Origin of the sequence: Vibrio sp. SCSIO 43153, from assembly GCF_023716625.1 — a bacterium.
GTDB classification, from domain to species: domain Bacteria; phylum Pseudomonadota; class Gammaproteobacteria; order Enterobacterales; family Vibrionaceae; genus Vibrio; species Vibrio rotiferianus.
Genome location: NZ_CP071855.1, coordinates 1,896,006 through 1,912,474 on the forward strand (window position 1 = coordinate 1,896,006; position 16,469 = coordinate 1,912,474).

General features: G+C 39.8%; 19 protein-coding genes. All 19 read right to left on the reverse strand.

Going from position 1 to position 16,469, the window contains the following annotated elements; translation table 11 throughout:
* Window positions 1-138: 138 nt before the first annotated feature.
* Entirely contained in the window at window positions 139-597 is a 459-nt protein-coding gene (locus J4N37_RS09030; RefSeq protein ID WP_252040653.1) for a GNAT family N-acetyltransferase, read from the reverse strand.
* Window positions 598-735: 138 nt separating this feature from the next.
* On the reverse strand, window positions 736-1,116 hold the full coding sequence (locus J4N37_RS09040) for a hypothetical protein (protein ID WP_140366112.1): 381 nt from the start codon (window positions 1,114-1,116) through the stop codon (window positions 736-738).
* Complete coding sequence (locus tag J4N37_RS09045) at window positions 1,116-1,430, reverse strand: hypothetical protein (RefSeq protein ID WP_140366113.1); 315 nt, start codon at window positions 1,428-1,430, stop codon at window positions 1,116-1,118. The genes J4N37_RS09040 and J4N37_RS09045 overlap by 1 nt, the downstream gene beginning before the upstream one ends.
* 252 nt (window positions 1,431-1,682) lie before the next feature.
* Window positions 1,683-1,862 carry a hypothetical protein gene (locus J4N37_RS09055; RefSeq protein ID WP_009696803.1) on the reverse strand — a complete coding sequence of 60 codons (180 nt, stop codon included), beginning with the start codon at window positions 1,860-1,862 and terminating at the stop codon, window positions 1,683-1,685.
* Window positions 1,863-1,864: 2 nt separating this feature from the next.
* Window positions 1,865-2,383, reverse strand: a complete 519-nt coding sequence (locus J4N37_RS09060) for a hypothetical protein (RefSeq protein WP_009696804.1) — start codon at window positions 2,381-2,383, stop codon at window positions 1,865-1,867.
* 844 nt (window positions 2,384-3,227) lie between these two features.
* Complete coding sequence (locus J4N37_RS09070) at window positions 3,228-3,902, reverse strand: class I SAM-dependent methyltransferase (protein WP_252040655.1); 675 nt, start codon at window positions 3,900-3,902, stop codon at window positions 3,228-3,230.
* Between the two features lie 1,240 nt (window positions 3,903-5,142).
* Window positions 5,143-5,616: a GrpB family protein gene (locus J4N37_RS09090; RefSeq protein ID WP_252040657.1), complete on the reverse strand. Its 474-nt coding sequence runs from the start codon at window positions 5,614-5,616 to the stop codon at window positions 5,143-5,145.
* 135 nt (window positions 5,617-5,751) lie between these two features.
* Window positions 5,752-6,297, reverse strand: a complete 546-nt coding sequence (locus J4N37_RS09100) for a GNAT family N-acetyltransferase (protein ID WP_252040659.1) — start codon at window positions 6,295-6,297, stop codon at window positions 5,752-5,754.
* A 146-nt stretch (window positions 6,298-6,443) separates the two neighbouring features.
* The gene (locus J4N37_RS09110) at window positions 6,444-7,535 is read right to left on the reverse strand and encodes a DUF4238 domain-containing protein (protein ID WP_252040662.1); all 1,092 of its coding nucleotides are present in this window, start codon (window positions 7,533-7,535) and stop codon (window positions 6,444-6,446) included.
* 158 nt (window positions 7,536-7,693) lie between these two features.
* Window positions 7,694-8,389, reverse strand: a complete 696-nt coding sequence (locus J4N37_RS09115; protein WP_252040664.1) for a hypothetical protein — start codon at window positions 8,387-8,389, stop codon at window positions 7,694-7,696.
* Between the two features lie 247 nt (window positions 8,390-8,636).
* Window positions 8,637-9,113 carry a GNAT family N-acetyltransferase gene (locus J4N37_RS09125; RefSeq protein WP_154204511.1) on the reverse strand — a complete coding sequence of 159 codons (477 nt, stop codon included), beginning with the start codon at window positions 9,111-9,113 and terminating at the stop codon, window positions 8,637-8,639.
* Between the two features lie 145 nt (window positions 9,114-9,258).
* The gene (locus J4N37_RS09130; RefSeq protein ID WP_252040666.1) at window positions 9,259-10,284 is read right to left on the reverse strand and encodes a GIY-YIG nuclease family protein; all 1,026 of its coding nucleotides are present in this window, start codon (window positions 10,282-10,284) and stop codon (window positions 9,259-9,261) included.
* Between the two features lie 163 nt (window positions 10,285-10,447).
* Complete coding sequence (locus J4N37_RS09140) at window positions 10,448-11,254, reverse strand: DUF5677 domain-containing protein (RefSeq protein WP_182020257.1); 807 nt, start codon at window positions 11,252-11,254, stop codon at window positions 10,448-10,450.
* Window positions 11,255-11,393: 139 nt separating this feature from the next.
* Complete coding sequence (locus J4N37_RS09150; RefSeq protein WP_252040670.1) at window positions 11,394-11,957, reverse strand: hypothetical protein; 564 nt, start codon at window positions 11,955-11,957, stop codon at window positions 11,394-11,396.
* A gap of 140 nt (window positions 11,958-12,097) precedes the next feature.
* Complete coding sequence (locus J4N37_RS09155) at window positions 12,098-13,057, reverse strand: hypothetical protein (RefSeq protein WP_252040672.1); 960 nt, start codon at window positions 13,055-13,057, stop codon at window positions 12,098-12,100.
* Window positions 13,058-13,210: 153 nt separating this feature from the next.
* On the reverse strand, window positions 13,211-14,119 hold the full coding sequence (locus J4N37_RS09160) for a phosphotransferase enzyme family protein (RefSeq protein WP_252040587.1): 909 nt from the start codon (window positions 14,117-14,119) through the stop codon (window positions 13,211-13,213).
* A gap of 134 nt (window positions 14,120-14,253) precedes the next feature.
* Complete coding sequence (locus J4N37_RS09170; RefSeq protein WP_252040585.1) at window positions 14,254-14,730, reverse strand: GNAT family N-acetyltransferase; 477 nt, start codon at window positions 14,728-14,730, stop codon at window positions 14,254-14,256.
* Window positions 14,731-14,870: 140 nt separating this feature from the next.
* The gene (locus tag J4N37_RS09180; protein WP_252040674.1) at window positions 14,871-15,260 is read right to left on the reverse strand and encodes a DUF4345 domain-containing protein; all 390 of its coding nucleotides are present in this window, start codon (window positions 15,258-15,260) and stop codon (window positions 14,871-14,873) included.
* A gap of 724 nt (window positions 15,261-15,984) precedes the next feature.
* Entirely contained in the window at window positions 15,985-16,455 is a 471-nt protein-coding gene (locus J4N37_RS09195) for a GNAT family N-acetyltransferase (protein ID WP_503048341.1), read from the reverse strand.
* Window positions 16,456-16,469: the final 14 nt, after the last annotated feature.

Genomic DNA, 16,469 nt, shown 5'->3' on the forward strand with positions numbered 1-16,469 from the left:
CGAGTAAAGCTAACGCCCTGTTAAGGGGTGAGCAACGCAATACCGATGCCGCCGCATGCCACCCTAAACACTTAAACCAACGCACGGTGAAAATGCCACGCGTTGCGAATCCCTCTTGAACAGTTTGTTATGTGCGTGCTAATTGAGGTACTTGTGCCAATGGTGCTGCCCTTTCAAAACTACTCTGTAATCTTCGTAGTCTAATGAGCTATAGAGTTTTTTAGCTGCAACATTATCGTCACCAACCTCTAATGTGATTTTGAGGTAATCATTATCACGACAATACTGTTCGATACCATTCAGTTGTGCCTTGCCAACACCTTTACCACGAAAGTTGTCCGACACCATAAAGTCATGGATATTCATCACTCTTTGCGCACGATAAGTTGAAAACGATTCAAAGCAAACCGCAAAACCAGCAGGCTTATTGTCGACAAAACTGATAAATCCGTGGAAATATGGCAACGCAAATAGCTGAGCAGTTACTGAGAGATCTAGTTCAACTGAGAATCCAGATAGATACTCTCTAAACATGGTCTCGAATATACCTTTGTCTTCGATACGTTCTGTTTCGATACGTCTGATTGTGATTTCCATATTCATTTCCACCAAAGCACATAACGCCCTGTTAAGGTGTGAGCAACGCTATACAAAAGCCTCCGCATACTGCCTTAAACACAAAACGCAACGCACAGTAAAAATGCCAAGCGTTGCGAATCACTCTTAAACAGATTGTTAGCTCTTCAACCAATCTCGGATTTCTGTCAATGCACGTTCACGTCTAGCCTTAGATAAAGTTAACACTATGACTAGTTCTTCGTAATAGATGTTGTTGATAACTATTTCTTTTCTAAATGATGCATAGTATTCATCAAACTCTTCAGGGTCTTCTTGGATAATTCTAAAAGCCTTTCCTGTCCCTTTTATCCACGCATTAAAAATTGGATTGCCATCAAAAAACAATTCTCCGTTATCGAATCTATCTGCCAGATATTTCTCACTTTCTAAATCAATATAAGCATCTTTGAGCATTCTCTTTATCTGCTTATGCCAATAAGCAATATTCGGACGATATACTTTATTATCTTTTAAAAAATTTCTATACAAAATAGCCATTATACAAATGCGTCCCCTGACCTAACCTCTATATCTACCCTTTTCTGAGTGTCATTTTTCACCATATATGTCTTTGACACTTGGGCAGAAACACCTCCCGCTCTTTGAGCACTGTCTATAAATTTTTTAGCTTTAGCAAATGCATCGTTTCTATCTGTTAGTTCACGTCGAGATAACTTTCCTTTTAACGCAGCCTTTTTCGCTAACCCATCAGCATGACTCAATGGGGAACTTATTGCCCAACTTTCAGACTCTTCTAAGCCATGACCTTGAGCTTGAATTCTTCCTCTATGCATATTTAACCTTTTTACCATGAGAGCTAACGCCCTGTTAAGGTGTGAGCAACGCAATACCGATGCTTCCGCAAACCACCTTAACCACTAAACACAACGCATAGTAAAAATGCCACGCGTTGCGAATCACTCTTAAACAGTTTGTTATATGCAAATTTTTAGACTGGTAATTTGCATCGGTTCGCAGCTCGATAGAGTGCTATTGCTAGTTGGGAAGTCATTTTATTTGGGTCCACTTCCTTCACTTTTCTTTCCTTTGATTTTTTAATCTGATCACTCTGTTTCTTGGTCATCTTTGCTCTCACATTCAGAACTAACATCATCCATTTTACCACCTGAAGCCAATGCCTCTGGCTCTACTTGATCACCTATGCTCTCAAGAAACCGTTCGCTAGCTTTTTGTTTGAGCGAACGTTTCTTAAGTTGTATTACATTATTTTTATCTTCATTCATGATCACAACCTCATATATAAGTAATCGCCCTTAACAACATATGTTAAACCAAAAGATTGATAGTACTTCTTAACATCATCATTTATTGGTTTCATTACCCGCACTTCTGTTGCACCCAGCAATTCTGCATATGTAATCATAGTAAAAAGTGTAGCGGGGAATACTCTTGCGCCAGATATATCTGGATTTGCCTCAATAAAATCTAACCTCATTGAGCTCCCATAATATGTTGGTCGACCTAATGATAAACTAAGAAGTTCACCTTTTGACCAAATTGCGAGTTCAAATCGTTTTGGGTATCTAAACTTAAAAGCTGCGTAACCCTCAATCCAATCCCAGTCAACTTTACGCTTTGTAGAGTTAGACCACCATCCAGCTAACTTTAGTGACTTTCCATCAATGCTCTTCAGCTCAATGTCTTTATATTCATTAGTTTTATTAAGTTTGATCTGAGCAGCTTTTATCGTATTCATTCTAACTTGCGAGTAACGCTGCTCAGCATCTAGGTGTGTGGATTTCATAACGCCTCCTTTATTGGAAACATTTTTAAATCCCGCGTATTACTAAAACAAACGATTATTAAATCATTGAGAGGCATACCCCACTGATAAAATTGATATTTTCACCTTTTGCATATAACGCCCAATTAAGTAGTGAGTAACGCTATCACTTAACCAGAACATTGTGCCCTAATCACTAAAGCTGATTCAAACCCAAAATGCCGAGCGTTACGAATCTGCTTAAATTGTTTGTTATGTTTTACCACAAGTCACTGACTTACTTGAGAAAGAACTGTGATTTCTGACTAATTTTCTGAACTAAACCTAAAGGCAGAAACCACCTTGACCGCCGAATGCGACCAACCAACAACAAGTATGAACACTTCCCTGCCCAATGAGGCAACACGACAAACATTCAACGAGTACCCTCGTCTCTTCTCACAACAGCGCCAAACAATGGTTAGTTGCCGAGACTACTGCCAAGGTAGGATGTTGCTTGGGAAAGAACCTCAAAGCGACTTTAAGCCAGAGGAACTGAAACCTAGCCTGCTCGACCTGACAATGAAGCAACCCACGAACATTTGCATGTTTTACTGCCTAAGAAGTTCAAGAACTTAGGCCGACAATACTGATTTGCTGAGTCTACTAGGAACAAAACGCCTGAGGGACAAAGAACTTGAGCCTAAGATATTTAAGCCTTTGAAATACAAGTAAACATAACGCCCTGTTAAGGGGTGAGCAACGCAATACCGAAGTTGCCGCATACCACCTTAACCACTAAAACCAACGCATAATGAAAATGCCATGCGTTGCGAATCCCTCTTGAACAGTTTGTTAGCCTACAAGCCCAAATTAGGGTTCGGTTTCATGCCGCTCGAGCGAAAACAAAGTACCCTGTGATCCCTCGCTCAATCAAGCGCGGAATTTCATCATAAATGCTTGCTGGCATCGTCAGAAACTCTACCTCGGTAAACCCAGCAAGTCTTAACTTCGCTTCAATTTCTACAGGGGCATAGCAGTTGAATAACATTGAACATTGAGGATCACCAGCCCAATCATCAATATAGTATTGTTCAATGCCTTTTGAAGATTGGATCAACTGCAAACACAGAACGCCTCCACGCTTTAAAATCCCATTGAGGTTTCTTAGTGACTCGCAACACAGTTCTCTAGGAATATGAATGAAGCTGCCAAAACCATATATTCCATCAAATTTTTGATGTAAGGACTCAGGCTGTACCATGTCAAAAAGCTTAACTTTTAAGTACGGGTATCTTTCTCGAACAACATCTAAAAACCTAGAGGAATAATCAGTGGCAAGAACCTCAAAACCTAGCTCATGAAATTTTGCTGCGTCCGTTCCTGGCCCACAACCAACCTCTAAAATGTGTTTTCCATCAAGGCGTTTTATAAATTCATTCCTCGCAAACTCACGTAAGTTAGGGTCATCTTCTGAGGCGGAATCTCCCGAATACGCCAAGGCAACCTTTTCCCAGCCTTCCTTATTTATTTCATTTTGGTCGTATTCCAAACTAGTCATCCATTTTTCCAACTTTGAAAGGTAGGCTAACGCCTTGCTAAGGTGTGAGTAACGCAATACAAAAGCTACCGCACAGCGCCTTAATCACCATAAGCCACCGCAAAGTAAAAATGCCACGCGTTACGAATCACTCTTAAGCAATTTGTTAGTACATGCGCTACTTCTATTTATGCGCTCCAAGATATTGAAAAGTGGCATGATATGAAAGGCTTTGAACACTGAAGTGAGACGGGCAGCTACAAAACTTTACCTCGATTGGAAGACGAAAGTTGGCTAGAAGAAAAGCTCACTGAACTGCCCTACTTTCACTAGCTTCAAATTAGAAAAGGATTCTTTCCTCGTACTTCAACAACCACACCAAACGTAATCAAGGTTCTCTCAAAAGCCACCACGACAATGAAGAAGCACCAAAGAAATAGGCTAAGAGTTAGAAACCGTAAACGGTGAAATCAAAGCAAGCACAACGCATATAGTGCCACCGGAAAGAACGTGAGAGGCACTAACGGAAAGGTGTAAAGACGAGCGCCAAAACAGATAAACACCAAAACTTATGACCTTTGATGTCAAACCCGTACTAACGCCTTGCTAAGGTGTGAGTAACGCAATACAAAAGCTACCGCACAGCGCCCTAATCACATAAGCCACCGCAAAGTAAAAATGCCACGCGTTATGAATCACTCTTAAGCAATTTGTTAGTACATGCGCTACTTCTATTTATGCGCTCCAAGATATTGAAAACTGGCATAATATGAAAGGCTTTGAACACTGAAGTGAGACGGGCAGCTACAAAACTTTACCCCGATTGAAAGACGAAAGTTGGCTAGAAGAAAAACGCACTGAACTGCCCTACTTTCACTGGCTTCAAATTAGAAAAGGATTCGATCCTCGCACTTCGACGGCAATACCAAAGAAAGACAACTCTGACTTCGTAAAAACCACGAAAGAGAAGAAGCGCCAAAGAAATAGGGTAAGAGTTAGACACCGTAAACGGTGAAATCAAAGCAAACACTCCGCATATAGTGCCACCGGAAAGAACGTGAAAGGTACTAACTGAAAGGTGTAAAGACGAGCACAAAAACAAATAAACACCAAAACTTATGACCTGTAATGTCAACCCCGTACTAACGCCCTGCTAAGGGGTGAGCAACGCAATACCGATGTTGCCGTAAAACCACCTTAATCACTAAATTTAACGCATAGTAAAAATGCCACGCGTTGCGAATCCCTCTTGAGCAGTTTGTTATGCCTGTCCTAAAACGCGCTCAATAAAAGCCGACTTTTTTCGACGATACTTTTCGTGAGTCCAGCCTGTACAAGACATTTTTAGTTCATTGTACTGTTGAACCAACTGAGGGCTTTCGCGGAGCTTGTCCCGAAAACCTATAAAGAAGTCAAATTCTGAGCCATTCGCTACGACTTGGAAAGCGACATCTTCACCTGAGCTACTTTCCAGCATGCAGAGCTCTGATGTTCTTAACGTATTGGATTTTTCGTTGAAACCTAAACTAGAAAGTAACGTCACTGCTTTTTCTAGCGCGTTACCGCTAACACCAACAAGTATGTCTAGGTCTCCTTTAGACACAGCATTAGGGATAGAAGAAGCTCCAATATGCTCGATTGTTGCGCCTGGAAGTAAAGCAGCTATCTGAAGCTCGTACTTTCGATAGAGGTTTTCACAAGATGCCTGATACTCATCTGCTTTGTAAAACTGCATATTTTCTCCCAAAGGGCATAACGCCCTGTTAAGGGGTGAGCAACGCATTACCGAAGCCGCCGCATACCACCTTAAACACTAAAACCAACGCATAGTGAAAATGCCATGCGTTGCGAATCCCTCTTAAACAGTTTGTTATGCGTAATTTTTGACGTACTTTGTCATTGCTGTTTCCGAGACTGATAAACCGTCGATTTTATATTGATCTTTGAACTCTCCAACAACATTGAACCCTGCCTTTAGGTAGAGGTTCTTTGCTGGGAAATTCTCTGATAATACACAAAGATCAAGCCAGTCAATTTCAGCTTTTTCTTGGCAGAAATTTATAACAGCATCAATGAGCCTTTGACCAAGACCTTGCTTCCGGTAAGAAACATCTACGCCCATACCTAATAGAACTCTGTGAGAACAGCTTTCATCACTGTGGTGGCGAAGATCGATATGACCTTTGATATTTCCAGAGGTGTCTTTTACAACCCAAAGTTTTCTCCAACCTAAGTCGCCAAACTGATGAGAAAAGCCTTGGATAAACTTATCTTTTGTTGTTTCTGGAATTTCACTTTGCTCTCTGGACATTGGCTGGAAAAGAGGAACTTCTCCATTACCATTTTCAGACAGCTGATTTTCTAGATACACAAAGAATGAATCTAAATCCGATTTTTCCGCCTCTACTACTTCCATCTAATTCTCGGTACTCCATCAATTACGCATAACGCCCTGTTAAGGTGTGAGCAACGCAATACCGATGCTGCCGCATTCCACCTTAAACACTAAACGCAACGCATAGTAAAAATGCCACGCGTTGCGAATCACTCTTAAACAAATTGTTAGGCCTCGCGGGATGGTAATTTATAGAAGTCTCGTGTGCCTATCTCTTGGACCCTAGATAACCTGATAAATCCAGCACCCGTTCCATTCGTGACAACAAAGCCTTTATTTTTCCACTTAATTGCCCTTGGCCACGTAGGTGGTGCAACATAGATAGGTTGGCAGTGAACTAATGCCTCTTCATGTTCTTCAACGTCCGGAGATTCAACTAACTTATACCTTTTAGCACCATCACTCACCTCATCCAAAATCGCATAATTGATTTTGTGTCTTTGCTTTGGCTTAATATTTATCACTTTGTCATGTAAACGCACAAAGTATTTCTCTATGTCTGTTTTGCAACCATACAAATTAGCCCGACAATTTAATACTTGTAAGTAATTGAAAGAATCGACATCAAATTTACTCTTAAGGCGCAACCACCCTTTGTTCTTTGGGAGACTATATACGTCACCATCATATGCAACCATTAACACCTTTGGAGACAAAGGCAAAATTAGTAAACAGCCAGCAGAACCTAAACCAAATGACTGTAATTCTGCTCTTTTATCAAGCAAATGCCACCAATTCGTAAGTACAGCGGGGTCATCCGAAGTAATAAAATCTGTGCTTGTATTATTTTTAACCAAACAAACTTTCAGGTCACTAACTGTATATTTAACATCAAAAAACGAGCGCATTGATTGTTGAACAGCATCCTTAATTTCTAACTTAAAATCAGTTGCTCCTGTGACCTGGCTCATCCCCTCAGTTAACTCAACATTTCGACGTGATGCAGCTTCCGTTCTTAGGTATTGAAGTAGCCAAAACTGTTTTAAGAAAGCCTCGTCTTTTTCGCTCAGAATATAGTTTGGCTCTTCTATGGTGCGAACCATTGCAGAAAATCGACCCTCAATAGGTTGTAATGCTTTTTCTAAAACTAGGTCTTCACCATAAAAATAGTTTTTCGAGCACTGGTTCTTGATTGGAGCAGTCTTTACTAATTTTTTCCTATCCAGATTGTAGAGGCAGATCGATGCTTTTGAATCATCTGTTGAGAAATTTTTTAGATAACATTGCGGAACATAATGTTGATTTTTGTTTGAAGCCATAATTACCTTATTGATAAATTCCAAGCGATGAAGAGAGGCCTAACGCCGCATTAAGGTGTGAGCAACGCTACCACGAAACTTAGCCTTACCACCGTAAACACGAAACCCAACCTTGAACTGAAAATGCCAAGCGTTGGGAATCACTCTTAAATGCTTTGTTAGCATTCATCTTTGCCAAAAATATAAGTACCAGCTTCCTTGTTATACTTTACAGTTGAAACTTCACTTGTGGAAATCCAATGAAATCGTGAGTCCACTGAAACATTTGGGCACTCTGCATTTTCATTCGAATGGTAACTTTCATATAACATTGAGCTAATAAACTTGGCATTAAACAAATTTCCCTGCGCAAGTTTAGTAACGATTAATGCAGGAGCCATAGTCATCACTAAAACTATCATAATATTTTCTGTCATGTGTTCTTTTCCATTAATCGTAATTATGTCTTTTAGCATGATGATAGGAACAGCCAGCTCAATTATGAACAACATAGAAATTAACGATATCAAAAGAAACAACCCAAATGAATAAATAGAAACATGGTGAGCCATTGTAGAAGAAGGAACTTTAGTAATTTCTTCTAAAATCATGCTCGAAGAGTAAGCACAAAATGCAATAACTAATAATGGGAAAAAGTACTTAGCCAGAGAGTACGTAATAGTTTTCTTTATACCACCGACAAGATGGTGGTATTTTGACCAATAATATTCCAAAGCAATAAGGTTGAAAATAGATGCGTAAACCAATGAATATAGACCATAATCAACGTCGTATAGCTTAATAATCGTGAAGCTATACATATAGCAAGCTAGTAAATGAAACGCTTGAATTCTCTCAATATTTTTCGCATCCAAGACTATTTCTTTACTTCTTATATTTTGTATGTGAGCATAAATTATTAAATAAAAGAGAAATACGAATATAATATGAATCATTTTTTTACTTCCAAATGCATAAGTGATTGACGAATGCTAACGCCTTGTTAAGGTGTGAGGCACGCAATACCGAAGCTGCCGCATACCACCTTAATCACTAAAACCAACGCATAGTAAAAATGCCACACGTGCCGAATCACTCTTGAACAATTTGTTATACGATTTCTCACAACGAGCGCTGAAAGAGACCTTTTTGGGCTTTGAAACCTAATTTTTCAAACAGAGCTTTAGACCGAAAGTTACCTTCATCAATGTCTGCATACAATTTTTCAATGCCCACAGATTTTGCGTGAGAAAATAATAAACTGAGAGCTTCCAACATATAGCCTTGTCGCCAATATGCTGAATTAAGTAAGCATCCAACCTCACATGAACGACCACAATCACTAAAACTATGTAAACCGCAAGTTCCAATAACTTTGTTGGTCGATTGCTCTAAAACTGCCCATTCCAGCGATTCACCCGACTTTTCTAATTGGGCGACGCTTTCTAGCATCTGGAATATCAAATCTTTCGATGGAAAAACCGGATCTGAGGCAAATTCCATTGTTTGAACATCACCATAAATTTCAAACAAGTCATCAGAATCTTCCATTTGAATTGACCTCAATACAACCCTACTTCCGTGTAAATCAGGCTTCATTTTTCTCCTTAATCGTATAACGCCCAATTAAGGTGTGAAGCACGCTGCCACAATATTTGATTAGGTCACCGTAAACACAGAACTAGACCCAAGCCGAAAATGCCAAGCGTGCTGAATCACTCTTAAATTGCTTGTTATGTAGACCTTAATCACCTTTTCCCAGTGACTCAGAATAAGCCTCTAACATCATTCTTTTTGTCCGGGAGTCTCGACCGTTGTATAGCTGATAAGCACTTATGAGGATCGAAAATAACAAAGCTGTCACTGATACCCAAAAACTCGTAGTGGAATCTTTCAAATATTGATCGACTAAAGAGTTTTTATTGTACAGTTCGTCGGCTAGTTTATTAACCTCAATAGACACTTGAGCATAGTCTTTTCCTAGTTTTATCTGGATATTTTCAAAGTAGTCTCGTTGAACTGACTCTAGGCGATCGAATGGGTTTATATGAGTATGGTTATCAATTAACTTGTTTACTGCCGGTAGCAGGGACTTATCTTCACCGTTCAAAAATTGCTGTGTACGGATGTCTTCCAAAACAACAGATAACGCCACATTGTAGGGATATACATTTGAATCGGAGTACAATGATTTAAGTAGCCCGCCACTCGACTTTTCCCGATTCATGTAGATATGCTTAATAGCTCTAAGGTCTGCTTCATTACCTATAGCAGTGATAATTTGCTTCTGAAGTTTCTCTTTAGAAGTGTAAGAGCCACTAGAAACAAATACGGAAACCACCATAGAAGTCAGTGCCAATACAAAACTCAAAAATGTCAATGACCATAAACTTTTTCTAGAACTACTCTTCTCTTTTTCTCTCGCTCGAAAAATAGCTTCTTGAGCATCAAACCTACTATACATCGAGTTTAAACAAGGCTCGTAATATTTAACTAGTTCCAGTTCGAACTCATATGCTTCTTTCCCTTTGTCTTTCTCAATAGGTAAATAGAAATAGCTGTCAACTACTCTCTCGCTAAACGCTTTGGAAAGCCTCGGATTTGAAGAAAGATGATTTAGCCGATTTTTGATATTAGCTGCTCTACCAATGTATAAAGGTCTAGATTCTTCATCACTCTTCGAAGTCAGTATGTAAACACCTGAGCTATCGGGTTTATTCTTATCACCTAGGTCAAATGGACCTTTAAACTCTCGATCTAAATACTTCATATACCCTATTTCTTTTAATTAAATACACTGAGGTTCTTGGGTTACATAACGCCCTGTTAAGGTGTGAGCAACGCAATACCGAAGCTACCGCATACCACCTTAAACACTAAACGCAACGCATAGCAAAAATGCCACGCGTTGCGAATCACTCTTAAACAGTTTGTTAGGCATTTTTTACCGATAAACTCTGACTATCGTGTTTGAATTTTACAATTTTCATATACGTCAACATATACTCTTTGTTACCTGTACAAATAGCGTCCCTAATGTGATCAATAAAATCAAAAAGAACAGCACGCCATTGGAACGAACTATAATTGAATACATTTTGAACAATCATTGTTGTTGTCAAAATAGAATTGTGAATTACGGCAATTTGTGAGGGGAATTTATCTACAGATTCAATTCCAGTAATAGTGAAAAAATCTTGTTGCCCATCGTTTGACATCGGATGAACGTGCATAGACGCAAGGTCATAACCAAATTTATATAAGAAATCCATCCCGATTTCCTTTGCAACACTTTCTGCCTTCGGGCGACTCCATTTAGGTTTGGCTTTTTGTACAGACTTTACCTTTGCAGCAAAATTGTCATTAAAGTAGTACACTTGGGATGTTTGCTCAATTGGAAATCTCTTGTCACTTTTCGCTAAGTTGTGCGCTTGAAACTGCCTGTAAATAGACCAATCATCAAACAACTCAAATTCATCGTGTTTAGCAATGTGCTCTAAATGAAAAAACCGGTCCATTTGTGCTCTATAAATAGCCCAACAATCTTGATAATTTTCGATTTCCCATAAAGCAAAAATACCCTTCAAACTCATAGATGTTTTGGCAAGAAAGTTACGCAATATTGTATCTTTGATACTTAAATCAGATTCTTTTGCGAATTCAAAAAGTAGCATACCGCACATAGTTACCAGAGCATCTTTAACATCGTTATATTCTTCAATCGTTCTGTATTGGTCCATATGATTTCCTAATGCCTAACGCCTTGTTAAGGTGTGAGGCACGCAATACCTAAGCCGCCGCATAACACCTTAACCACTAAAACCAACGCATAGTAAAAATGCCACACGTGCCGAATCACTCTTAAACAATTTGTTATGTTTATTCCCCACGCGCAGACACCCTTTCAATGTAAAACCCAAGCCAACCCTGCTTACCACAAGCTTCTACAGTGCCACCTATATCAATACTACCTCCCATCAGCTTTTTCGTAGAATACCAAAAAGTACGATTCGACTGAGAGGCTTCAATCGTGACATCACTGAGACCCAACATAACCCGCCTACCCTCGGCTACGTTTGAGAGTTTACCGACATAACAATAGTCTTGCCCTGTCAAAATCGTGGCAATCAATAAGCCACGAAGAAAAGGTAATAGAAGAATTGCGATAATCGGGTATGCAAAAAGCCCAGAGAATATTAACACCTGCCATCTATTGAAACCTGCTTTATGGCTAAGTCTATGAGCCATCACTGCCCATACACGTTTTCCATTCACTTTTCCAAAAATTACAAATGCTAAGTAGCAAGCTGAACAAACAGGCAAGAATAGATAAACAATGAAGTCAAAATACGCACATGACATATCAAATGGCAGTCTAAATACAATGATTGAAATACCAAAGTAAATCGCGAAGAAGAGGCTCACATTGTTGATAGCAGACATTTTCATCCTTTAAACATAACGCCGCATTAAGGTGTGAGCAACGCGACCACGAAACTCAACCATACCACCGTAAACACAAAACCCAACGATGGAATGAAAAATGCCAAGCGTTGGGAATCACTCTTAAATGCTTTGTTAGCTTAAATTTTAATAATATGCATATGCTCGTAACTACAGGCAACACTCTGAGTTCCAAACTTCCAAAATACACCTGGGTCAAAGATAAGTTCTACACATATATGTGTAAACTTATCTAATAACACATTATTAATAACTTCTATATTCGTGAGATCATCACCAATGTAATGAACGTTTAGCTGTGGTTTGAAATAGTTAATCAGGCCTATTTCTACGATTGTTCGCCTGTCATCACGGGTTATATCATCAACGTCTCCACTTCGAAGATAGTTCACACCATTGATGCATTCCTTAATTATTTTTTCACAATCAAACTGGAAAGCATAAAGATATATATCAGAGTCATCATCACAACAAGCCAACGCTTGTTGTATCTTCTCATGCTTGTATATCCTGTCTTCCAAGTTACTGGATTTCCCTATATACACGATCTTAGGGAAATCAAACGTTTCAAGTTCATACTCTGATATTATGCTATGGAGTTGGAATTCCATGTCATTGACTTGCCCATCAGGCGTATAGAGTTTGATAACAAAGTTTTTTTTGTTCTGTTTCTCTGGCACCAAACTCACGCCAATTTTCGGGAGAGAGCTCCCCTGTCGTTGAAGAAGATCATATTCAGACTTGCTGTCAACTTTCACCACATATTGTTGGAGTTTACTCCAACTACCATATATCTCCTTGAACTTGTTGCCTAGGTCGATGAACAGTCGAGAAGACTCAATGGTAGGGGTAGCTATATGACCAGAATCACCAACCAAGTCGAACGTGATATAACCATCTCTGGTCATTGACATAGATTTTGGAGAAATCCTAACCCTGCCTCTCTCGACAATGAAATACAATTCGCCTTTTTCTATGTGGGATAAGTCTTTTAAAATTTTTCGATTTTCATCGTACAATTGTGAAGGTTTGAAAAAGAAAGAGTCTGTTATGTGCCCTTTAAAATATACTTCGTTCATGTTCAGTTTTATCTCCTTTCAGCTAACGCCGCGTTAAGGTGTGAACAACGCGACCACCAAACCTAACCCATTGTGCCGTAAACACTAAAGCCGATACAAACCCAAAATGCAAAGCGTTGAGAATCACTCTTAAACGCTTTGTTATAAATATTTTTATGGGTACATTTCTCCAATTACCTCAAACAACTCGAACTTACGATCGAACCAGTAATCATCAAATTCCCACTCATCAATTGTTGCCCCACCGATGAAACCAATATGCCAAATATTATGAGCTATCAACAACCAAGGAATAGCGCCAAGCTCGTCTTCAGAAAGTGCTGAAATTGACTGGTAACCACTTAGAAATGATGACCATTGTCGTTTAATATTGTCACTATTAGTGAATAGAAGATTCCACAAGAAGACTACTGGATCGTATATTCGCCAACTTCTGCAACAAAAGTCAAAATCAAGGATCGTGATCTGCTGAGGTGAGAAGATTGCATTACCCCAATGGAAGTCTCCGTGACACAAAACCTCCGGCAAAGGCAACTTGGACAAGTTGACCTCCGCTTGTGTAGCTAAGGTTTCTATAACACCAACCTGTTCTTGCTTGCGGCTATAACCGGCTCTGATATTGAGCAAAGGGGAAGTCAGCAGCTCTTCAGTTTTTTTATGCGGAAAATCTTGCCGACTCTCTGTTAAATGCAGCCGAGCGCACTCTCGACCAAATAAGTAACATTGAGAAGAACTGATAGTGGACACCTTGTCAGCATGTACAAAATGGCTTAACACTGCATACTTATCACCAATATGCTGGACATACTTACCATCAGCTCCAAGAACAGGGACGGTTACGGAAGCCCCATTAGCTTTCAAGCTAGCATTGAACTCGGTCATTGACGTCAAGTGCGATAAAGAGCAATCACTAGCTTTATAAAGCTTAACAATATATTGGTTAGAGCAAACTGTTTTGAGTTGATATAACTCATGCATACTCGATAGATGGGTAACCTCAGTGACATTGATATCGTAGATTTCACTGAGCTTTTGTTTGAAGTATCGAATGTTATCTTTCACGGATGCTCCAATATTTATAACGCCCTGTTAAGGGGTGAGCAATGCAATACCGAAGCAGCCGCATACCACCTTAATCGCTAAAACCAACGCATAGTGAAAATGCCACGCGTTGCGAATCCCTCTTGAACAGTTTGTTAGGTGCGTAGCCAAAGTTGGTAAAAGTCGGTTTCATCGTGCTTGGGATTCTTGCGCACGAACTCCCAACCATGGCGCTTGTAGAATGTGAGAGCTCGATGGTTAGTTCGACTTACTGAAAGTACAGCACGCAAACAACCCGCTGTACTCAACGCGCTTACAATATAATCCTGCAATTTTGCAGCGAGTCCTGAACCACGAAAATTCAGCTTTAAGTAAATGAGATGCACATAGCCAGTCTCCGGCTCGGGTGAAAAGCTACGAAACTCTAACTGCCCTGCAAACTGACCATCCACAAATATATGGATATAGAACCATCCTGATGTTGCTAGCCGGTCTAATACTCGTTCACGATAACCACTGATGAAGTCGTCGAAACCATCGTAATGCCCAAAACTACAAAAGTATGCATCTTTTCTCACAGCTACGCACAATTCGAAATCATCAATGTTTATCTGCTGAAAAGCAATTTCCATACTTACCTTTTCCTTCAAGCACCTAACGCCCTGTTAAGGGGTGAGCAACGCAATACCGAAGTCGCCGCATACCATCTTAAACACTAAAACCAACGCATAGTGAAAATGCCACGCGTTGCGAATCCCTCTTAAACAGTTTGTTAGGCATTGGTTACCAGTGCCGCTGACTTTCTCAGGAATAGAGCCAATAACCCAAAAACTAACTCTGCAACTAAATAAACATACATTAGTGTATTAGGTTGACCGTCAAACAAGATACCAATTAGACGACCAAACGCCATAGATAACAATGTAATAGCTACAATGATTAAAGCCAAAGTGACATCTTGCTTAATCTTTAGGACGAGTATCAAAGCAAGACCGATTGCAAACTGGGCACCACCATACGTAGCCCTAAAATCAATAGTTGCTGAGGTAGAATTGGGGCTTGAGCCTGTAATTAAGTTTGCCATATCTACAGGGAACACAGCAAAGATAGCTCCGTAGAGCAAAAAGAATAGCGCAGTTAAGTAAACTAATAATTTCGACATACCTACTCCTTTAGGTTCGAAAAGATGCCTAACGCCCTGCTAAGGGGTGAGCAACGCAATGCAAAAGCCGCCGCAAACCACCTTAATCACTAAATTCAACGCATAGTAAAAATGCCACGCGTTGCGAATCCCTCTTGAGCAGTTTGTTAGGCATCTTGCCACCACAAACTACTTACCCGTTTTGCACCTAATTAACTTCCAAAATGAAAGCATGAAAATAACCAACGAGAAAACAATATGAAGCGTTGGTATGCCTCTAGACAAGGCATCAGACTCTACCAAATGAGAATCAAATTCTTTGCCACACAAATGATGACCTTCAATGGTCGTTTCAATTACAAAAGGAGCCCAGAAATAAGTTACCGACATAGCAGCCAACAAAGCAATTAAGGGCGTAATCGATATAAATTTTGAACCTCTATTTTCTCGAAGAAGCCTGACTATGATGAGAATGAACAGTACTGAGCCATACATTATCGAAGCATAAAAACGCCCATCATCTCCCTGTGTGCAAGTACCCGAAACTGCACCAAGTGAAACCAAAAGACCAAACAATATTATCAATATCGAGCTGTACATTTGTAACCTTTGATGCCTAACGCCCTGTTAAGGGGTGAGCAACGCAAGACCGAAGCCACCGCACACCACCTTAATCACTTAAACCAACGCATAGTGAAAATGCCACGCGTTGCGAATCCCTCTTGAACAGTTTGTTATGTGCGTGCTAATTGAGGTACTTTTGCCAATGTTGCTGCCCTGTCAAAACCACTCTGTAATCTTCGTAGTCCAATGAACTATAGAGCTTTTTAGCTGCAATATTATCATCACCGACCTCTAGTGTGATTTTGAGGTAATCATTATCACGACAATACTGTTCGATACCGTTCAGTTGCGCCTTGCCAACACCTTTACCACGAAAGTTGTCCGACACCATAAAATCATGGATATTCATTACTCTTTGGGCACGATAAGTTGAGAACGATTCAAAGCAAACCGCAAAACCAGCAGGCTTATTGTCGAAAAAACTGATAAATCCGTGGAAATAAGGCAACGCAAATAGCTGAGCAATTACTGAGAGATCTAGTTCAACTGAGAATACAGATAAATACTCTTTGAACAGAGTCTCGAATATACTTTTGTCCTCAATGCTTTCTGTTTCGATACGCCTGATTGTGATTTCCATATTCATTTCCACTAAAGCACATAACG